The 16,959-nt window shown below is 64.5% G+C and carries 18 protein-coding genes; 13 read left to right on the forward strand and 5 right to left on the reverse strand.

Annotated elements, in window-relative coordinates; genetic code table 11:
- Positions 1-96 precede the first annotated feature (96 nt).
- The 5 genes from trxC to ACVOMB_RS18625 form a co-directional block, all read right to left on the reverse strand.
- Positions 97-543 carry a thioredoxin TrxC gene (trxC, locus tag ACVOMB_RS18605; RefSeq protein ID WP_481532539.1) on the reverse strand — a complete coding sequence of 149 codons (447 nt, stop codon included), beginning with the start codon at positions 541-543 and terminating at the stop codon, positions 97-99.
- An 84-nt stretch (positions 544-627) separates the two neighbouring features.
- Positions 628-1,182, reverse strand: a complete 555-nt coding sequence (locus tag ACVOMB_RS18610) for a type II secretion system protein N (protein ID WP_481532540.1) — start codon at positions 1,180-1,182, stop codon at positions 628-630.
- A gap of 45 nt (positions 1,183-1,227) precedes the next feature.
- Positions 1,228-4,107 (reverse strand): M66 family metalloprotease, encoded by a 2,880-nt coding sequence (locus tag ACVOMB_RS18615; RefSeq protein ID WP_481532541.1) that lies wholly within the window; start codon positions 4,105-4,107, stop codon positions 1,228-1,230.
- Between the two features lie 92 nt (positions 4,108-4,199).
- Positions 4,200-6,119 (reverse strand): type II secretion system secretin GspD, encoded by a 1,920-nt coding sequence (gene gspD / locus ACVOMB_RS18620; RefSeq protein ID WP_481532542.1) that lies wholly within the window; start codon positions 6,117-6,119, stop codon positions 4,200-4,202.
- The gene (locus ACVOMB_RS18625) at positions 6,116-6,580 is read right to left on the reverse strand and encodes a type II secretion system protein N (RefSeq protein WP_481532543.1); all 465 of its coding nucleotides are present in this window, start codon (positions 6,578-6,580) and stop codon (positions 6,116-6,118) included. Before ACVOMB_RS18625 ends, gspD begins: the two co-directional genes overlap by 4 nt.
- Positions 6,581-6,931: 351 nt before the next feature.
- Here ACVOMB_RS18625 and gspE point away from each other — a divergent pair, with 351 nt between their 5' ends.
- The 13 genes from gspE to ACVOMB_RS18690 all read left to right on the forward strand — a co-directional run bounded on the left by gspE (position 6,932) and on the right by ACVOMB_RS18690 (position 16,835).
- Positions 6,932-8,398: a type II secretion system ATPase GspE gene (gene gspE / locus ACVOMB_RS18630; protein WP_481532555.1), complete on the forward strand. Its 1,467-nt coding sequence runs from the start codon at positions 6,932-6,934 to the stop codon at positions 8,396-8,398.
- Between the two features lie 28 nt (positions 8,399-8,426).
- The gene (gene gspF / locus ACVOMB_RS18635) at positions 8,427-9,632 is read left to right on the forward strand and encodes a type II secretion system inner membrane protein GspF (RefSeq protein WP_481532544.1); all 1,206 of its coding nucleotides are present in this window, start codon (positions 8,427-8,429) and stop codon (positions 9,630-9,632) included.
- Positions 9,633-9,639: 7 nt separating this feature from the next.
- A complete protein-coding gene (gspG, locus tag ACVOMB_RS18640) occupies positions 9,640-10,068 on the forward strand; it encodes a type II secretion system major pseudopilin GspG (protein ID WP_481532545.1) in 429 nt (142 codons plus the stop codon).
- A gap of 2 nt (positions 10,069-10,070) precedes the next feature.
- Entirely contained in the window at positions 10,071-10,577 is a 507-nt protein-coding gene (gene gspH / locus ACVOMB_RS18645; RefSeq protein WP_481532546.1) for a type II secretion system minor pseudopilin GspH, read from the forward strand.
- Positions 10,574-10,936, forward strand: a complete 363-nt coding sequence (gene gspI, locus ACVOMB_RS18650; RefSeq protein WP_481532547.1) for a type II secretion system minor pseudopilin GspI — start codon at positions 10,574-10,576, stop codon at positions 10,934-10,936. The genes gspH and gspI overlap by 4 nt, the downstream gene beginning before the upstream one ends.
- Positions 10,933-11,547, forward strand: a complete 615-nt coding sequence (gspJ, locus tag ACVOMB_RS18655) for a type II secretion system minor pseudopilin GspJ (RefSeq protein ID WP_481532548.1) — start codon at positions 10,933-10,935, stop codon at positions 11,545-11,547. The genes gspI and gspJ overlap by 4 nt, the downstream gene beginning before the upstream one ends.
- Positions 11,544-12,488 (forward strand): type II secretion system minor pseudopilin GspK, encoded by a 945-nt coding sequence (gene gspK / locus ACVOMB_RS18660; protein WP_481532549.1) that lies wholly within the window; start codon positions 11,544-11,546, stop codon positions 12,486-12,488. Before gspJ ends, gspK begins: the two co-directional genes overlap by 4 nt.
- Positions 12,485-13,654, forward strand: a complete 1,170-nt coding sequence (gene gspL, locus ACVOMB_RS18665) for a type II secretion system protein GspL (RefSeq protein ID WP_481532550.1) — start codon at positions 12,485-12,487, stop codon at positions 13,652-13,654. The genes gspK and gspL overlap by 4 nt, the downstream gene beginning before the upstream one ends.
- Positions 13,651-14,163 carry a type II secretion system protein GspM gene (gspM, locus tag ACVOMB_RS18670; protein ID WP_481532551.1) on the forward strand — a complete coding sequence of 171 codons (513 nt, stop codon included), beginning with the start codon at positions 13,651-13,653 and terminating at the stop codon, positions 14,161-14,163. Before gspL ends, gspM begins: the two co-directional genes overlap by 4 nt.
- A 262-nt stretch (positions 14,164-14,425) precedes the next feature.
- Complete coding sequence (locus ACVOMB_RS18675; RefSeq protein WP_481532552.1) at positions 14,426-15,499, forward strand: 3-deoxy-7-phosphoheptulonate synthase; 1,074 nt, start codon at positions 14,426-14,428, stop codon at positions 15,497-15,499.
- A gap of 149 nt (positions 15,500-15,648) precedes the next feature.
- Complete coding sequence (locus ACVOMB_RS18680) at positions 15,649-16,092, forward strand: hypothetical protein (RefSeq protein WP_481532553.1); 444 nt, start codon at positions 15,649-15,651, stop codon at positions 16,090-16,092.
- Between the two features lie 20 nt (positions 16,093-16,112).
- A complete protein-coding gene (locus ACVOMB_RS18685) occupies positions 16,113-16,370 on the forward strand; it encodes a GIY-YIG nuclease family protein (protein WP_481532554.1) in 258 nt (85 codons plus the stop codon).
- A gap of 129 nt (positions 16,371-16,499) precedes the next feature.
- Positions 16,500-16,835, forward strand: a complete 336-nt coding sequence (locus ACVOMB_RS18690; protein ID WP_481509356.1) for a YegP family protein — start codon at positions 16,500-16,502, stop codon at positions 16,833-16,835.
- Positions 16,836-16,959 lie beyond the last annotated feature (124 nt).

The raw sequence follows: 16,959 nt of genomic DNA on the forward strand, positions 1-16,959 counted from the left end.
CCCCCCCCCCCCCCCCGCCCCGCCCCGCCCCCCCCCCCCCCCCCCCCCCCCCCCCCCCCCCCCCCCCCCCCCCCCCCCCCCCCCCCCCCCCCCCCACTACAGGTGCGCGCTTGCCCACTGCACGATGCTGCTGGCCGGCATCGCGCCGGATTGCCGGGCTATCTCGCGGCCGCCCTGGATCAACACCATCGTCGGAATGCTACGGATACCGTAGCGGGTGGCGATGGCTGGTTCCGCTTCGGTATCCAGTTTTCCCAACCGCATGCGCGGTTCCAGCTGTACGGCGGCCTTGGCGAACTCCGGCGCCATCTGCCGGCACGGGCCGCACCAACTGGCCCAGAAATCCACCAGCAGCGGAATCTGTGAGCGGCTGGCATGTGCCTCGAAGCTTGCCGCATTCAATGCAAGCGGCGCTGCAACAAACAAGGACTGATGGCAGCGGCCGCAGGACGGCGCCTGTGACAGGCGTGCAGCCGGAACGCGGTTGACCGCGTTGCAATGCGGGCAGGCAATCTGCAGCAGATCGGAGCTGGTGTCGCTCATTGGAAGAGCCATCGGATGCGGGACCAGGCAACAGTATGCCCGGCGATGCTGAACCCATCATCGCAGGCCGCCGGCCCGGCTTGATCAGGACGGGTTGCACAGCCCCAGTGCGGACAGTTCGGCTTTCTGCGCGTCGGGCAGCGCAGCCATCATCGTGGTATCGCCGCAGGCTGCGCGTATGGCATCGGTGTTTTCGGCGCGCAATATCGCGCCACCCCTGGGCGAGGCTTCAGCGCTGATGGTGTCATTGCCCGTGGTTGCGGGACGAGCCGCTATAGATGCGGGCTGCCTGCGCGCACCGCCCTGACCGAGCAGGCGCAGGGTAGACAGCTGCGCGCCGCGCGCGAGCACAATGTGGTCGCGGGCAATGGTGTGTACGCGCAGGCCGGTGCCGATGTCCTGGCCGGTACGCAGGGTCTGCGATGCCGCACCAGCGGTGCTTACTATCGCCAGCGAGCGCTCGGCCTGCGGATGCACGAAGGTCGCCACCAGGCGCGGTGCCTGCGCACTGCCGGCTGCGTACAAGGGGGGGCGTTGTGCGCGTATCTCGGATTGCGCCAGCGCGCTGTCGGCGACGGCACAGCATGCACTGATGCTGATCCAGGTGATCAGTTGCAGGAACGGAATTGGTCGGGTCATTGGCATGCGCAAAGCCCGGGGCGCTGGGCCCCGGGTGGTTGTTGATTACTGGATGTTCAAGTTGCGCAGCACGACCAGGTTGTTTGGGCTGAGTAGTGTCAGCAATGCGTTGTCATTGGCACTCAGCCCGTTCCAGCGCTGGTTGGCACCGCCGCTGCAGGCATAGGTGATCAGCTTGCCGCGACCGGCGGTGAGGAAGCCGCCGGACAAGTCCAGGCAGCTGCCGCTGCGGGTGATCTTCGGCAATGCGCTCAAATCGAACATCTGCGCATCCAAAGTGCGATCGCAGGTGTTCAAGGTCACCGCGCCATTGTTGCCACCATTGCCGGACAGGCACATGGCGGGATTGGCCGCGCTATGGATCGCACCGCGCAGGTCCGCCATCCACAACTCGTTGTCGGCGCCGGTGCAGGTACCGGCCTCGGCGATATAGACCGACAGCTTGCCATCCACCTGTTCGGTCTTGAGGCAATGCCTGCTGTTGGTCACCAGCATCTGCTGGCCAGCGGGCAGCAACGGCGTCTGCCGCAAGCCCAGCGTAACCAGCAGTTCCTTGAGCGCCTGCACCGCAGCGGCGTTGTTGCTGCTCTGCAGATCACTGCGGTAGCGGTTCATCCAGCGGTTGAGGCGCGTGGCCTTGTTCTCCTGGGCGATGTAGGCATCACGGACCTGTTTGGCTTCGGCCGACAGGCCGCTGGGGTTGTTGCCCCAGCTGGCATACAGCAGGTTGCCGCGCGCTCCCAGGTTGACCAGCGGCTTGCCACCTGCCGCGATCAGCAACTGATCGAGCTCCGGCATTTCCAGCGCACGCAAGGCGCTGTAGCCAGCCTCCTTGCCGACCACGACTGGCGCCTTCATGGGTGCAAGGTTCTGCGGGAAACGCATTGTTGCCAAGGTGTTGGCTGCGGCCCCGGGTTCCTTGCATTGCAGGCTGGCCTGTTGCGGGTTGTCCGCCTGGGCCAGGTTGATATGCAGCTTGTTGACCGAGTTGTTCTGCAGGATCGTGCCGGCCACGGCGATGCGCTTGCTGCCGCCGCCACTGAAGCTCACCTGCAACCAGCATTGGCGTGTGCTGGCGTTGTCGATCGGTGTTGGCAGCTCGAACACATTGCCCCAGTTGCCACGGAATGCCGGGTAGAGCAGAGCCTTGCCGGTGCCAGGATCGTAGCCGCCGAGCACGGTGAACACCGCTGCGCCCACCAGGCGTGGTTTGAGGTAGTTGCCGTCCGGTGAGTTGAAGAACAGCTCCTTGCTGGTCGGCACCTTGCCGGTCACCGGTTCCATCCTGCGGCTGTCGGCATTCCAGCCCAGGTAGCCGGTGGCTGAGCTCTGCGAGGGCACCGGTTTGTTCAAGCGCGGCTGGATCGCGATTTTGGTGCTGTAGCCGGTGTAATGCGTATAGCGCGACAAGCCGCTGGAGAAGTCGCCGCCGGACATGGCATCGGTGGCAAAACTGTAGGTGTCGTCATAGACCGGCATGCCGCCGAGTGCGCCGGTCTTGGATTGGCGCCAATGCAAGTTGGCGCGCATGCGCTTGCGGTAGGCGATGTAACCCCAGCCACTGTCGTGATGGTGGCCGGACAGGAAATAGTTGTCGCCGGACTGGCCGGGATAGTGGCCCAGCCCGTAGTGGTGGCCGATTTCGTGGCTGAACTCATTGCCGCTGGTCGAGTACAACGTGAGCATGCCGTTGCCGCCGCTCAGGCCGTGGCTCTGTTTGCCGTTGCTGTACATGCCGACGGCATGGTGCGCCACCACGTTCTGGAACCACTGTGGCTGTGACTGCCCGGCCATGCCCGATGCGGTCGCACCGACGTTGGCCAGGTTGATGCCGACACTGACCGTGGATTTGCCGGTGTTCTCGCGCATGTCACCGGAATAGACGCCGCCTTCGCTGGCACTGGCGGTGTCGTAGATGGTGCCGCTGGTGATCATCACCTTGTCCAGCTTCATCGGCTCGTAATAGGCAACGGTCATGCGTGCGGCAGGGATGGTCTGGAAGTAATCGGCAGCGCCCTGCTCGGGGCTCTTCAGCAGCCAGAACGCATCGCTTTCCGCCGGTGGCTCGGTGAGCATGCCCAGGCGGATGCTGTGCACCACCAGCTCGGCCGGTGCGCCGAAATCAATCTTGTCGGCGGCCAGGTTGCCGCTGCGCGCCTTGTCGTCGGTGATGCTCAGGCTCATGCCGGGCTTGACCCAGTCCCATGGCAGGCGCGTGCTCCATGCGCGGCGGGAATAGTTGTAGTCCGCCCGGCCGTCGTTGTTGTTGTAGTCCGAGCGGTACATGGAATTGGGATGCAGCAGTTCTGCCGTACCCATTACCGTGCCATCCACCGAGACCGTCACGTTGAGTGCCTCGATGTCCTGCAGGGTAGGGTCCGGGGTGACCAGCAGCAGCGCTTCGCGCTCGGTGGTGAGGCGTGGCATGTTCCTGGCTTCATTGCCGCTGGGGTCGACGGTGTGGCTCTGCCCGAACTGGATCATCGCCGACAAGGATCCGACCAGGTCATTGCGTACTGCGCGCACCGCACCGCTGGGGTCGATGTCGTAAAAGCCCTTCAGCTCCACTTCGTCGTAGCGGGCCGAATGGGGCTCCGGGTAGGGGTCAGCTGGCGTGGGTGTGGGATCGGGAGTGGGCGGCGTCGGTGGCACGGTCGCGCCACCGTTGCCGACATCACTGTTGCCGCCGTTGTTTCCGCCACCGTTCTCCGCACCGCCGCCGGAGCCGCCAACATCGATATCGTTGCCGAAGCCGGTGTCACCGTTGCCGCCGGCCGGGGGCTGCTCGGGCACAACCGGAACCGAGGTGTCGCCGCCGCTGCTGCCGTTGTCCTTGTCTTCCGGTGCTTCGCTTTTGTCACAGGATGCGAGCAGCACCATGCTCAGTGCCAACGCCAGCGCTCGCAGGTTGATTGCGTTGTTCAAGTAGTTTTCCCCAAGTTTTGAAATACAGCAAAGAAACCGAGCAGCGCGCTCCGGCCCCAAACCGGTCGCCGGGCTGCTCATGGATGAACCTGTCAGCGCTCGGGTGCCCGTGCGCCATTGCGTTCAGGTGCTCCCTGGCCACGGTCGAACAACTGTCCGGGCGAGGGAGGCAAAGGAGTGGCGTACTTGCCATGCGCGCCGGGCGCTTGGCGCAGATCCAGGTATTTACGTTCGCTCAGGTCGCTGGCCGCGCTCTGCCCGAGAATCACGGTGGGGCGCAGGAAAACCATCAGGTTGCGTTTGACCCGGGTATCGCTGGTGGAGCTGAACAACCTGCCGAGGCCGGGGATGCTGCCGAGCAGCGGCACGCTGGAGCGGGTATGGCTAACGTCATCCTGGATCAAACCGCCAAGCACGATCACCTGCCCATCGCTGGCCAGGATGGTGCTCTTGATCGAGCGCTTGTTGGTGATCACGTCGGACAGGGTGATGCCGCTGGGCGTGGCTGCCAACGAAGAGATCTCCTGCTCGATCTCCAGCCGTAGCGTGCCGCCCTGGTTGATATGCGGCGTCACCTTCAAGGTTACGCCGATGTCCTGGCGCTGGATGGTGGTGAATGGATTGCTGGTGCCATCACCGGTGGTGGTGTACGAGCCGGTCTGGAACGGCACGTTCTGGCCGACCAGGATCTCTGCCGGTTCGTGGTCCAACGTAAGCAGGGTCGGCGTGGACAGCAGGTTGTTCTTGGAGTTGCTCGACAGCGCCGTCACCAGCGCGCCGAAGTTGCTGTTGCCGATGCCGAGAATGGCGCCGGACGGCAGGGCTGTCGGCGTGCTGCCGGCGGCCAGCGAGCTGAGCAAGGTGCCGATCGACAGGCCGGTATTATTGAAGTTGACCCCGCCAACACCGTTGCTGCGTGAGCCGCCATCCAGTGCCCATTGCACGCCGAGTGCGTCTTCGATGTCACCGGAGATCTCGACGATGGCGGCCTCCACCAGCACCTGTGAGCGCGGGATGTCCAGCTGCCGGACGATGTCGGTCAGCACCTGCAGCAGCTCTGGTTTGGCGTGGATGACAACAGCATTGAGGCTCTCATCGGCACGGATCAAGGTGCCTGTCTGTGCTTGCTTGTCGGCGCCCTCCTGCTTGATCGAATCCCCGATTGCGCCAAGTGTCTGTGCCATCTGCTTGGCGTCACCGTGCTGTAGGCGGATCACCTGGGTGGTGGTGGAGCGGGGGGCGTCCACGTCCAGCGAACGGGCCAGTTCGAGCAAGCGCTGCCGTGCCTGTTCGGGGCCGAAGATCAGCAAACGGTTGGTGCGGGTGTCGGCCAGCACCTTGGTGGAGGAAGCAGCACTGCTGGCGCCGAGGCTGGCCTGCAACAGCTTCTGCAGGTTTTCCGCGCTGGCGAACTGCAACTCGTAGTCGGCATGGCCGTGCAGCTTGGGCGCATCCAGTTGCCGCAATAGCGCCTCGATGCGGGCGATATTGCCGCGCCGGTCGCTGATGATCAGTGAGTTGGAGGTCGGCACCGCTGCCAGGTGTGCGTTGGCCGGCACCAACGGCCGCAGCATCGGCAGCAGTTCGGTGGCGATGCCGTACTGCACCGTGAGTACACGGGTTTCGATCGCGTCCGGGCCGCGGCCACGGCCATCGGCGAAGACATGCGCTTCGTCATTGGGTACCACCCGGGTCTGGCGGTCCGCTTCGATTACCGCAAACCCGTGGATCGTCATCACCGACAGGAACAGACGACGCACTTCCGGCAGCGTCATCGGCTCCTGGGTGGTGACGCTGACTTCGCCTACCACCCGTGGATCTACGATCAAGGTATCGCCGGTGATGTTGGCCACGGCACCGATGAAGTCGCGGATATCCGTGTCCTTCATGTTGATGCTCCATTGCTGGGGAGCAGCATTTGTCGGCGCAGCGCTCAAGGCCAGTGGCGCAAGCAACAGCGCTGACAGCAGTCCCAGGCGATGCCGCGCTGCCCGCAGGCGGTGCAGGATCATTCGGCACCGCCCGCGGGCAGCGCGGTCGATGCGACGTGTGCGGTCGGAAAGTCCAGGCGGCCGCTGCGGCCATTGCGACTGAACAGCACATGGTCATGCGCAACCTGTTGCAGCCTGACGCCAGGCAGGAATTCCTCGCCGGCAAATACGTTCACCGCGCCCTGGCCGTCAATCTGGATCAGCGCCTGCGATTGGCGTGGATCAGCCGCGACGATACAGCCCTGCAGTTGCACGCCCTGCAGGTCGATCGCCGTGACCGCGCTGGCGCTGCCGAACAGGCGCTGCAACAGTTGTGGGGACATGCCCGGCAGTTGCGGCTGCGCGTCGCTATTGGTGGCCGGTAGCTGGCTCATCTGCAGATAGAGCTGGCGCGCCTGCCATGACAAGGCGACGATCCCGGAAAGTGTGATGAGGATCGTGACGATCCTTGGTAGCAATTTGGAAATATCAGACTGGAACATCGGTGTTACGGCATCTCCCTTGGCAAAATCCGCGCGCACAGGGGCAAGCTCGCTGCACTTTTCAGGCAGCGTCGCGCCAAAGGTCTCTGGTTTTCCCCTGTTTTCGCAGTGTCAGATTTTGCGAAGCCGGTACTCTAGCCGCGTCCGTAAGAGAGTGCGATGCGGATACGTACGGAAGTGTGATCGTCATCCGGAAAGCGAGCTCAAAGTCATACCTTTTTGCTCAGAACGTGGCATTTTCCGGGCACGTTTTTACAGGGGAAAGTGTGACATCGCTCCACGCAGTGATGTCACCTTGCAGTACTGATGTTTGAAATGGAGCTCTTGGCGCCGCTGGCATCTGCTGCCGGTATGTCTGCGCTGCGCCTGCCGTTTGCGTTCGCGCGGCGCCATGGCGTGTTGTTGATCGACGATGTGGATGCACGGCTTGCATGCCGTGGCGATGCCACGATGTCTGCGCTGGCTGAAGCACAACGCATCGCCGGGCGACCATTGGCGCCGCAGACGGTGGCTGATGACGCGTTCGAGCAGCTGCTGCAACAGGTCTATCAGCAGGATTCCGGCAGCGCGATGAGCATGGCCGACGAGCTCGGCGACAGCCTGGATCTGGCCAGCCTGGTGGAAGGCATGCCGCAGGTGGAAGATCTGTTGGATCAGCAGGACGATGCACCGATCATCCGCCTGATCAATGCCTTGCTCGGTGAGGCGTTGGCCGAGCAAGCCTCCGATATCCATATCGAATCGTTCGAGCGCCGCTTGGTGGTGCGCTTCCGCGTGGATGGCATCCTGCGTGACGTGGTCGAGCCGCGGCGTGAGCTGGCAGCGCTGCTGGTGTCGCGCATCAAGGTGATGGCGCGGCTGGATATCGCCGAGAAGCGGCTGCCACAGGACGGTCGTATCTCGGTGCGGGTTGGTGGGCGCGAAGTGGACATCCGTGTGTCCACCCTGCCTGCAGCCAATGGCGAGCGGGTGGTGTTGCGTTTGCTGGACAAGCAATCCGGGCAGTTGTCGCTGCAGCACCTGGGCATGCGGGTGCGCGATGTCGGGGTGATGCAGGCCATGCTGTGCCGCCCGCACGGCATCGTGCTGGTCACCGGCCCCACCGGCGCCGGCAAGAGCACCACGCTGTATGCCGGCCTGCGCGCCATCAACAACCGCCAGCGCAACATCCTCACCGTCGAAGACCCGATCGAGTACCACCTCGATGGCGTCGGCCAGACCCAGGTCAACGGCCGCATCGACATGACCTTTGCGCGCGGCCTGCGCGCGATCCTGCGTCAGGACCCGGACGTACTGATGGTCGGCGAGATCCGCGACAGCGAAACCGCGCGTATCGCCGTGCAGGCCTCGCTTACCGGGCACCTGCTGCTGTCCACCCTGCATACCAACAGCGCGGTCGGTGCGGTCACCCGTCTGCTCGACATGGGGATCGAATCCTTCCTGCTGTCCTCCTCGCTGCTCGGTGTGCTGGCACAACGGCTGGTGCGCAGGCTGTGCCCGCAGTGTCGGGCGGCAACGTCGGCCTCCACGGCGGAGTGCGCGCAGTTGGACATGGAAGCATGGCAACGACCGCTGCTGTTCCGTGCGGTTGGTTGCGATCACTGCAAAGGCCAGGGCTACCGCGGCCGCACCGGCATCTACGAGCTGGTTGAGTTTGGTCCCGAGCTGCGCGCGCTGGTGCACGCCGGTGCCGGCGAGGCTGAGCTGCTGCAGCAGGCGCGGCGACAGGGACCGTCGATGTTGGACGATGGCCGCGCCAAGGTGCTCGACGGCGTGACCACGCTGGAAGAAGTGTTGCGGGTTGGGCGTGACCTGTGAGTGCCCGGGTCGTACGGAGTAGTGATTGATGGCGGCGTTCGAGTATCTGGCCTTGTCCACCGATGGCCGTCGCCACAAAGGTGTGGTCGAGGCCGACAGTGCACGCCAGGCACGCCAGCAGCTGCGCGAGCGCAGTCTGGCACCGGTGCAGGTGGAGCCGGTCGCGTCCCGCGGAGGCGCGGCCAGTAGTAGTGGTGGCGGACGCATCGGCAGCGCCGATCTGGCCTTGCTGACCCGACAGTTGGCCACCTTGGTGCAGGCCGCGCTGCCGGTGGAGGAAGCTCTGCGCGCGGTGGCTGCACAGACCAGCAAGCCACGCGTACGAGCGACCCTGTTGGCGGTGCGCGGCAGGATTCTGGAAGGGCACGGCCTGGCTGCAGCGCTGGCAGCGTATCCGCGGGCGTTTCCCGCGATCTACCGCAGCATGGTCGCGGCAGGCGAGCGCGGTCATCTCGGCGTGGTGCTGGAGCAACTGGCTGACTACACCGAGCAGCGCCAGCAATCGCGGCAGCGGATCCAGCTGGCCTTGTTGTATCCGCTGATCCTGCTGGTGGTGGCGGGCTTGATCGTCGGCTTTCTGCTGGGCTACGTGGTGCCGGACGTGATCGATGTCTTCGTCGATTCCGGCCAGCCCCTGCCTTGGCTGACCCGCGCGCTGGTGGCCAGCAGCAACGCGCTCAGCCAGTGGGGGCCGTGGTTGCTGCCCGTGCTGATGCTTGCAGGTGTGCTGGCCTGGCGTGCGCTGCAGCAGCCCGCCAGGCGTTTGCGCTGCGACGCGGCGCTGCTGCAGGTGCCGCTGTTTGGCCTGCTGCTGCGCGACCTGGACACCGCGCGCTTTGCCTCCACGCTGGCAATCCTGGCGCGCAGCGGCGTGCCGTTGGTGGATGCGCTGCGTATCGCCGCACAGGTGGTTGGCAATCAGTCCATCAAGGCCGGTCTGCTGCAGGCTGAAGTCGTTGTGCGCGAGGGCGGCAGCCTGACCCGCGCGCTGGAACAGCACACGCCATTGCCGCCGATGCTGCTGCACATGGTTGCCGCAGGTGAGAAATCCGGTGCGCTGGAGGCGATGCTGGCGCGCGCCGCACGCAATCAGGAAACCGATCTGGCCGCGCGCATCGCCCTGCTGATCGGCTTGTTCGAGCCCTTCATGCTGGTGCTGATGGGCGCGGTGGTGTTGTTGATCGTGCTGGCCATCCTGCTGCCGATCATGTCCTTGAACCAACTGGTGGGTTGAAACAGCAATGAATGTATCGGCAAGACAGCAGGCCGGCTTCACCTTGATAGAAATCATGGTGGTCGTGGTGATCATCGGCATCCTTGCCGCGCTGGTGGTGCCCAAGGTGATGGGGCGGCCTGAGCAGGCCAAGGTCACTGTCGCCCGTGGCGATCTCAAGGCCATCGCCTCGGCACTGGAAATGTATCGGTTGGACAACCGCCGCTATCCGGATACCCAGCAGGGCCTGGATGCATTGGTGCAGCGTCCGCCCAGCGGCGCCGACAACTGGAATCCGGAGGGTTACCTCGGGCGCCTGCCGGTTGATCCCTGGGGCAAGCCGTATCTGTATTTGGCACCTGGCAGCAAGGGCGCCTATGACCTGTGGAGCTACGGTGCCGATGGTCGCGAAGGCGGCGATGCACTGGACGCCGACCTGGACAGCAGGGACATCTGAGCGTGCGGAATGCGCGCGGCTACACCCTGGTGGAAGTACTGGTGGTGATGGTGATCATTGGCGTGCTGGCCGGTGCGGTGAGCTTGTCCGGGGCGGCGCGTGGCGATGGCTATGTGCTGCGCGAGGAAGCCGAGCGCTTTGCTGCGGTGCTGCGCCTGCTAGCCGATGAGGCGGTGCAGGACAATCGCGAGTACGGCGTGCGGATCAATGCACAGGGCTACGAGGTGCGCGCCTATGACGCCTTCGATGGGCGCTGGCGTGTGCAGTCGGACTGGTCATCGCGACAGCTGCCGCAGGCCATGCGGTTGACGCTGAGCGTGGAAGGCACTCCGGTTGCATTGGCGGACGCCGGTGCCGATGCACAGCCGCCGCAGATCGTGCTGTCGTCCTCGGCGCAGTCGACACCCTTCAGCGCAACCATGACTGCCACTGACAAGCACGGTCTTGCCTATCGGATCATCGCCGACGGCTTCAATGAGCCGCAGGTGCAACTGGTGTCGCAGCCATGAAGCGGGCACGTGGATTCACCCTGCTGGAGGTGATGGTGGCGCTGGCGGTGCTGGCTGTGGTCGCCGCGATGGTGCACGTCACCTTGCAGCGCCATGTGCACAACGCACGCCTGTTGGAGAACCGTGCATTGGCCGGCTGGCTGGCCGATACCACCCTGGCCGAGCTGCAGTTGCAGGGCGCGGCGACACCGGGCAGCAGTGATGTCATCGTCGAACAGGGCGGTCGGCGCTGGCGGGTGCGGTGCGAGATACAGGCCACCGCCGAGCCACAGCTGCGGCTGGTGCAGCTGCGGGTGACGGATGCGGACAACGAGGATGGTGGCGTCAGCCTGAGCGGTTTCGTCGGGGTGGGGCAGTGAAGCAGCGCGCAAACGCCGGTTTTACCCTGCTGGAAGTGCTGGTTGCGGTGGCGATCTTCGCTCTGATCGGCATCGCCAGTCATCGTCTGCTGGTGTCCGCGATACGGGTGGACACGCAGACCCGCGAGCAGGAGCAGCAACTACGGCAACTGCTGCGGGCGATGACCAGCCTGGAGCGTGATGTCGAGCAGGCCGTGGCGCGGCCGGTACTGGCCAGCGACGGTAGCGACGAGCCTGCATTCTGGAGCGACACCGACGGACAGGGCCTGCACTGGACGCGTGCTGGCTGGAGCAATCCGCAGGGTGCACCACGCGCACAGTTGCAGCGGGTGCACTGGCGCCATGAAGGTTCGGATCTGCTGCGTGAATACTGGCCGGTGCTCGATCGTGGCGACGACACATCAGCGCAGCGGCAACGCGTCCTGCAGGGCATTGCTGCCGTGCACTGGCGCTATCTGGATCGGCAGGGCATATGGCGGGTGCAATGGCAGGGCACGGAGGCGCAGCCACTGCCGCGCGCGCTGGAAGTGCGCATTGAACACGCTCGTTTCGGCGCGTTGCGGCGGGTGCTGCTGTTGCCCGCAGGTAGCGTCGGGAGTCAGTCACCATGAAGCGCACACAGCAAGGCGTCGCGTTGATCACGGTACTGCTGGTGGTGGCGCTGGCTGCCACCGTTTGTGCCGCCTTGGTAACCCGCCAGCAGTTGTCGATACGCGCCAGTGCGAATCAGCTGCATGCGCGTCAGGCCTGGCAGTACGTGCGCGGTGGTGAACAGCTGGCCAGTGCCATGCTGACAGCGGATCTGCGCCAGAGTGCTGGCGTTGATCATCGCGGCGAGCCCTGGGCGCAGGGCTTGCCGGTGTATCCAGTGGACGGTGGTCAGCTGAGCATGTCGATCGAGGATCTGTCCGGTCGCTTCAATCTCAACAGCGTTGTGCAGAACGGCGCACTGGATGCCGCTGCATTTGCACGCCTGCAGCGCCTGCTGGGCTTGCTGCGGCTGGATCCGCAGCTGGCCTGGCAGTTGGTGGCATGGCTGGCCCCGTCGTTGGCGCCGGACGCGATCCGTCTTTCCAGCGAGCGTGAATACCAGCGCCGCCAGCCGGCGTATAGGCCCGCGCGCCGCGCCCTGCAGGATGTCAGCGAGCTGCGCTTGCTGGCCGGCGTCGACGATGCGGCTTACCAGCGCCTGCTGCCGCATGTCAGTGCACTGCCGGCAACGGCTGCACTCAATCTCAATACCGCCGATCCGATGCTGTTGGCGAGTCTCGCCGATGGTCTCGGCCTTGCCGATGGCCAACGCTTGGCTGCCGCTCGCGCTGGCAATGGTTTTGCCAGCGTCGATGCCTTGCTGGCACAGCCGCTGCTGCAGCGACGGCTGGTAGCACGCAGCGGCTTGGCGGTGCGTAGCAACTGGTTCCTCGCCAGCACTGAAGTCGGCATCGGCGACCGCCGCCTGCGACTTCTGAGTACCTTGCACCGCGACGCGGGCAGCGTGCAGGTAGTCGCCCGGCGGTTGGCTCCCCCTGCATTTCCCGAGAAAGATCGATGAAGTCACAACCGCCACTGCCATGCCTGTTCCTGCCTGCATGGTGCAGCGCGAACCTGCAGGATGATCTGTTGGTCAGCTGGAGCGATGGCCAGCAGGCCGCGCAGCTGCCCTTGGGTGAGGCGTTGGCAACACTCAAGGGCCGCACGATCGCCTTGATCGTGCCGGTTGAGCATGTCGCCAGTTGTGCAGTCAGTCTGCCTGCGGGCAGTAGACACTGGCAGCTGAAGGCCCTGCCCTATGCGCTGGAGCCGCTGCTGGCCGAAGAGGTGGAGGGCATGCATCTGGTCCTGGGCGAACGCCTGCACGATGGCCAACATCGGGTGGTGGCCATCAAGCGTGCTCTGCTGGAGGCTTGGTTGCGCTACCTGCGCGAATACGGTGTGCGGGTAAACGCAATCCATGTGGATGCGGACCTGTTGCCGAACGAGCTTGCAAGCCTGTGCTGGGACAGCTCCCGTTGCCTGTTGGCCGATGCCAACGGGCTGCGGCTCGCGCTGATGCCAACGCAGCTGCCTGCAGTGCTGGAGCGGCTGCCGGGAACCTGCAAGGTTTTCCACGCGCGTGATGACAAACCTGTGCTACCGGCTGGGGCAAAGGTCGAACTGCAGATGCTCGACGGCGCACCGCGGGCGTGGATGGTGGGGCAGTGTCCGCATGCATTGAATCTGGCGCAGGGAACATTTGCTCCCGCTTCAAGCTTGCGCCTGCATCACTGGAAGCCAGTGGCATGGGCGCTGGCGGCTGCGCTGCTGGCGCAGCTGGTATTCGATGGTGCACAGGCATGGTTGCTGAACCAGCAGGCCGCCGGCTATCGGCAGGCCAACGAAGCCATCTACAAAGGTTTGTTCCCGCAGGAGCAGCGCATCATCGACCTGAAAGCGCAGTTCGACCAGCATCTACGCCAAGGCAGTTCCGCCACCCAGCTGCAGAGTTTGCTGGCGGCGGTTGCCGAGGCCATGCCGGCCACAGCGGACCTGCAGCTGCGACGGATGCACTACCAGGCCGGGCAGGGCGAGCTGCTGCTGCAACTGCAGGGCGAACAGTCGGCGTTGCATGGGCTGCAGCAGGGTCTGCAGTCCATGCCGCTGCGGGTGAAGGCGACGGGGCCCGATCCGAGCGGGTCCGATCAAGGTGGCCTGCAATTGAGTGTTGGAGAAGTGCAATGAGTGCGCCTGCTTCAAACACGCCCGGGATGCAGTCCATACGTGATCGGATCGCCGCGCGCTGGCGCCTGTTGGCACCGCGCGAGCGCACCGCATTGCAGCTGCTGCTGGTGTTCGCGGTTGCGCTGGCATTCTGGTTTGCTGCATGGTTGCCGACCCGCGAGGCACTGCAGCAGGCCCGCCGCCATGTGGCCACGCAGCAACAGCTGCAGGCGTATCTGCGTGCCAATGCGCCACGTTTGATTGCAGCGGTGCAGCGTACTGCTGCGCCAAACGCAGAGCAGCTGCCCGCCTTGCTGAGCGCGACGGCGGACAAACATGGGTTGGCAATCAGCGGGGTCCAGCAGGCGGATCAGCGCATCAAGCTCGTCTTGAGTGGCGCGCCAGCCGATGTGATGGTGTGGTTGCAGACGTTGCAGAGCATGGGCGTTTCCGTGGATGAGCTGACACTCGTGCAACAGCCCGATGCGAGCTGGAATGGCGAGGCGTTGTTGCTCGTTTCGCGAAGCTGAACGTGACGACGGTAGTGGTCTGTTGCCGCTGAAACTGTCGCATCGCACAAAAAACCGTGTTATCAATGCTCCCCATGAACGCAGCCCGCGCCAGCTTTTATTTTTGGTATTACTTTCCCAAGCCGCTGGCGGAGGAAGGACTGCGCTTACCCTGAAGAAACTTTCAGATGCATTCCCGAAAAGCCGCCAGCGAACCTGGCGGCTTTTTTCTTGCCGCCACGCTGGGGCCAAACCATTCACTAGCTTTGAACTGGAGACCCCCATGCCCCCCCATACCGACGATCTGCGCATCCGCAAACTTGAACCCCTGACCTCGCCGGCGCAGCTGCTGGCGCTACTCCCCTGTGATGAAGAAGCCTCGCAGACCGTGGCCGACGCACGCGCCTCGCTGCACCGCATCCTGCATGGTGAGGACGACCGCCTGGCCGTTGTGGTTGGCCCCTGTTCGATCCACGACCCGGTCGCGGCGATGGAGTATGCGCAGCGTCTGCGCCCGCTACGCGATGCGTTGAGCGGTGAGTTGGAGATCGTGATGCGCGTGTACTTTGAAAAGCCGCGCACCACGGTGGGCTGGAAGGGCCTGATCAACGACCCGGACCTGGACGGCAGCTTCAACATCAACAAGGGCCTGCGCGTGGCGCGCGGCCTGTTGCGCGACATCAACCGCCTCGGCCTGCCGGCCGGCGTGGAGTTCCTGGACGTGATCTCGCCGCAGTACATCGCCGACCTGGTGGCCTGGGGCGCGATTGGCGCACGCACCACCGAAAGCCAGGTGCACCGCGAGCTGGCCTCGGGCTTGTCGTGCCCGGTGGGTTTCAAGAACGGCACCACCGGTGATGTGAAGATCGCCACCGATGCGGTCGGCGCAGCCTCGCACCCGCACCACTTCCTGTCGGTGACCAAGGAAGGTGGCACCGCCATCGTCGCTACCCGCGGCAACCCGGATTGCCACGTGATCCTGCGCGGCGGCAAGGCCCCGAACTACGATGCTGCCAGCGTGCAGGCCGCCAGCGAAGTGCTGGCCAAGTCGCAGCTGCCGGCGCGGCTGATGATCGACGCCAGCCACGCAAACAGCAGCAAAAAGCCGGAAAACCAGCCGAAGGTCATCGATGACATTGCTACCCAGCTGGAAGCCGGCGAGCAGCGCATTGTCGGGGTAATGATCGAAAGCCATCTGGTCGCCGGTCGCCAGGACCTGGTCGAAGGCCAGCCGCTGGTCTACGGCCAGAGCATCACCGATGGCTGCATCGATTGGGACAGCACGGTGCAGGTGCTGGAGCGTCTGGCCGATGCGGTGCGGGCCCGTCGTCGCGCCCAGTTGGAAGCGGCCGCCTGAGGATTCCGTGACAGTTTCACTGGCGCACAGCAGGCAGTCCAAGTAGTTTACGCGGCGGGAGGTGGTAGGCCTCCCGCCTGCTGTGGAGACAGGGGAGCACCGTTTCCTGCAGGAAGCCTATGAATCAACGCTCCATGGAGAAGGAACTGATGCGTACCCGTATGTGCACCGTGGCATTGGCATTGATGCTGGTCCCGTCGCTGGCGCTGGCCAAGAAGGAAGTTGTGGACTCGGGCAGTGGCTGCCTGCAGAACCTGTCGGTGGCCGGTGGCTTCACCAGCGGCAAGCAGTTCCTGGCCTCAACCGACCATGAAGGTATCAGCTACCCGGTTGCGTTTGCCAAGACCGTTGCTGCGATCGAAGCTGAGGGCATGGTCGGGATTTACCCGAACGAGACCACCGGCTATATCGCGGCCGAGAATCCGGTCCGCGGTGGCGGCGGTTCGACTGTCCCGCTGCGCACCACCGTGCGTCGCCAGCCTGATGGCAGCGTCCGCGTCGAAGTGCGTTTCAGCATCAAGGGCGGTCAGATGACCTCCAACAAGGCGGTGGGCGAAGGCCTGTGCAAGATTGCTGACGCAGCCAGCCTGTAAATCAGGACGGAGCAGGGCAGGTGAAGGGTCTGTGGTATCTGTATCTGCTGGAGTGCCGTGATGGCAGCTACTACGCGGGTATCAGTACCGATGTGCAGGCCCGTTTCCTGGCCCATGTTGCCGGCAAGGGGGCGCGCTATACCCGCGCGCACCCGCCGCTACGGGTGCTGGCCAGCCGCGCCTATGCCGACCGCTCGGCCGCGTCCCGCGCCGAGTGGCAGATCAAGCAGCTGCCGCGTGAGCGCAAGCTGGGCTGGCTGGAACGGACAGAAGATTGAGGTAGAGTCGCACCTGTAGCCGCGGCAGCTAGCGGCTTCCAACGTCCGGTCATCCGGGCAACAGCCACGCATGCGGCGGCGGTAGCAGAGCGGCAGCGTGCCGGCACCATCCTCAAGTGGGGTATTGCAATGGCAGGTTGGTATGAGTTGGATAAGAGCAGCGACGGCCAGTTCTACTTCGTGCTCAAGGCAGGCAACGCCGAGGTCATCCTGACCAGCGAGCGTTACACCGCGCGTTCCGGGGCGGAGAACGGCATCGCTTCGGTGCAGAAGAACAGCCCGGATGAAGCGCATTATGAGCGTAAGACCGCCAGTGACGGTCGCTACCATTTCAATCTGAAAGCGGCCAACCACCAGGTGATCGGCAGCAGCCAGATGTATTCATCGCAGGCCGCGCGCGAAGCGGGCATCACCAGCGTCAAGGGCAACGGCCCCAGCACCACGATCAAGGACAAGACCGCGTAGGAGCGGCGTAAGCCGCGAAGCAAGGGTCAATAAAAAACCCCGGGAAAACCCCGGGGTTTTTCAATTGTAGTGCCGAGCCATGCTCGGCAAGGGCCTTACCGGTAAAGCCTCTGCCGAGCATGGC

It is taken from the genome of Stenotrophomonas sp. STEN018 (assembly GCF_056760235.1).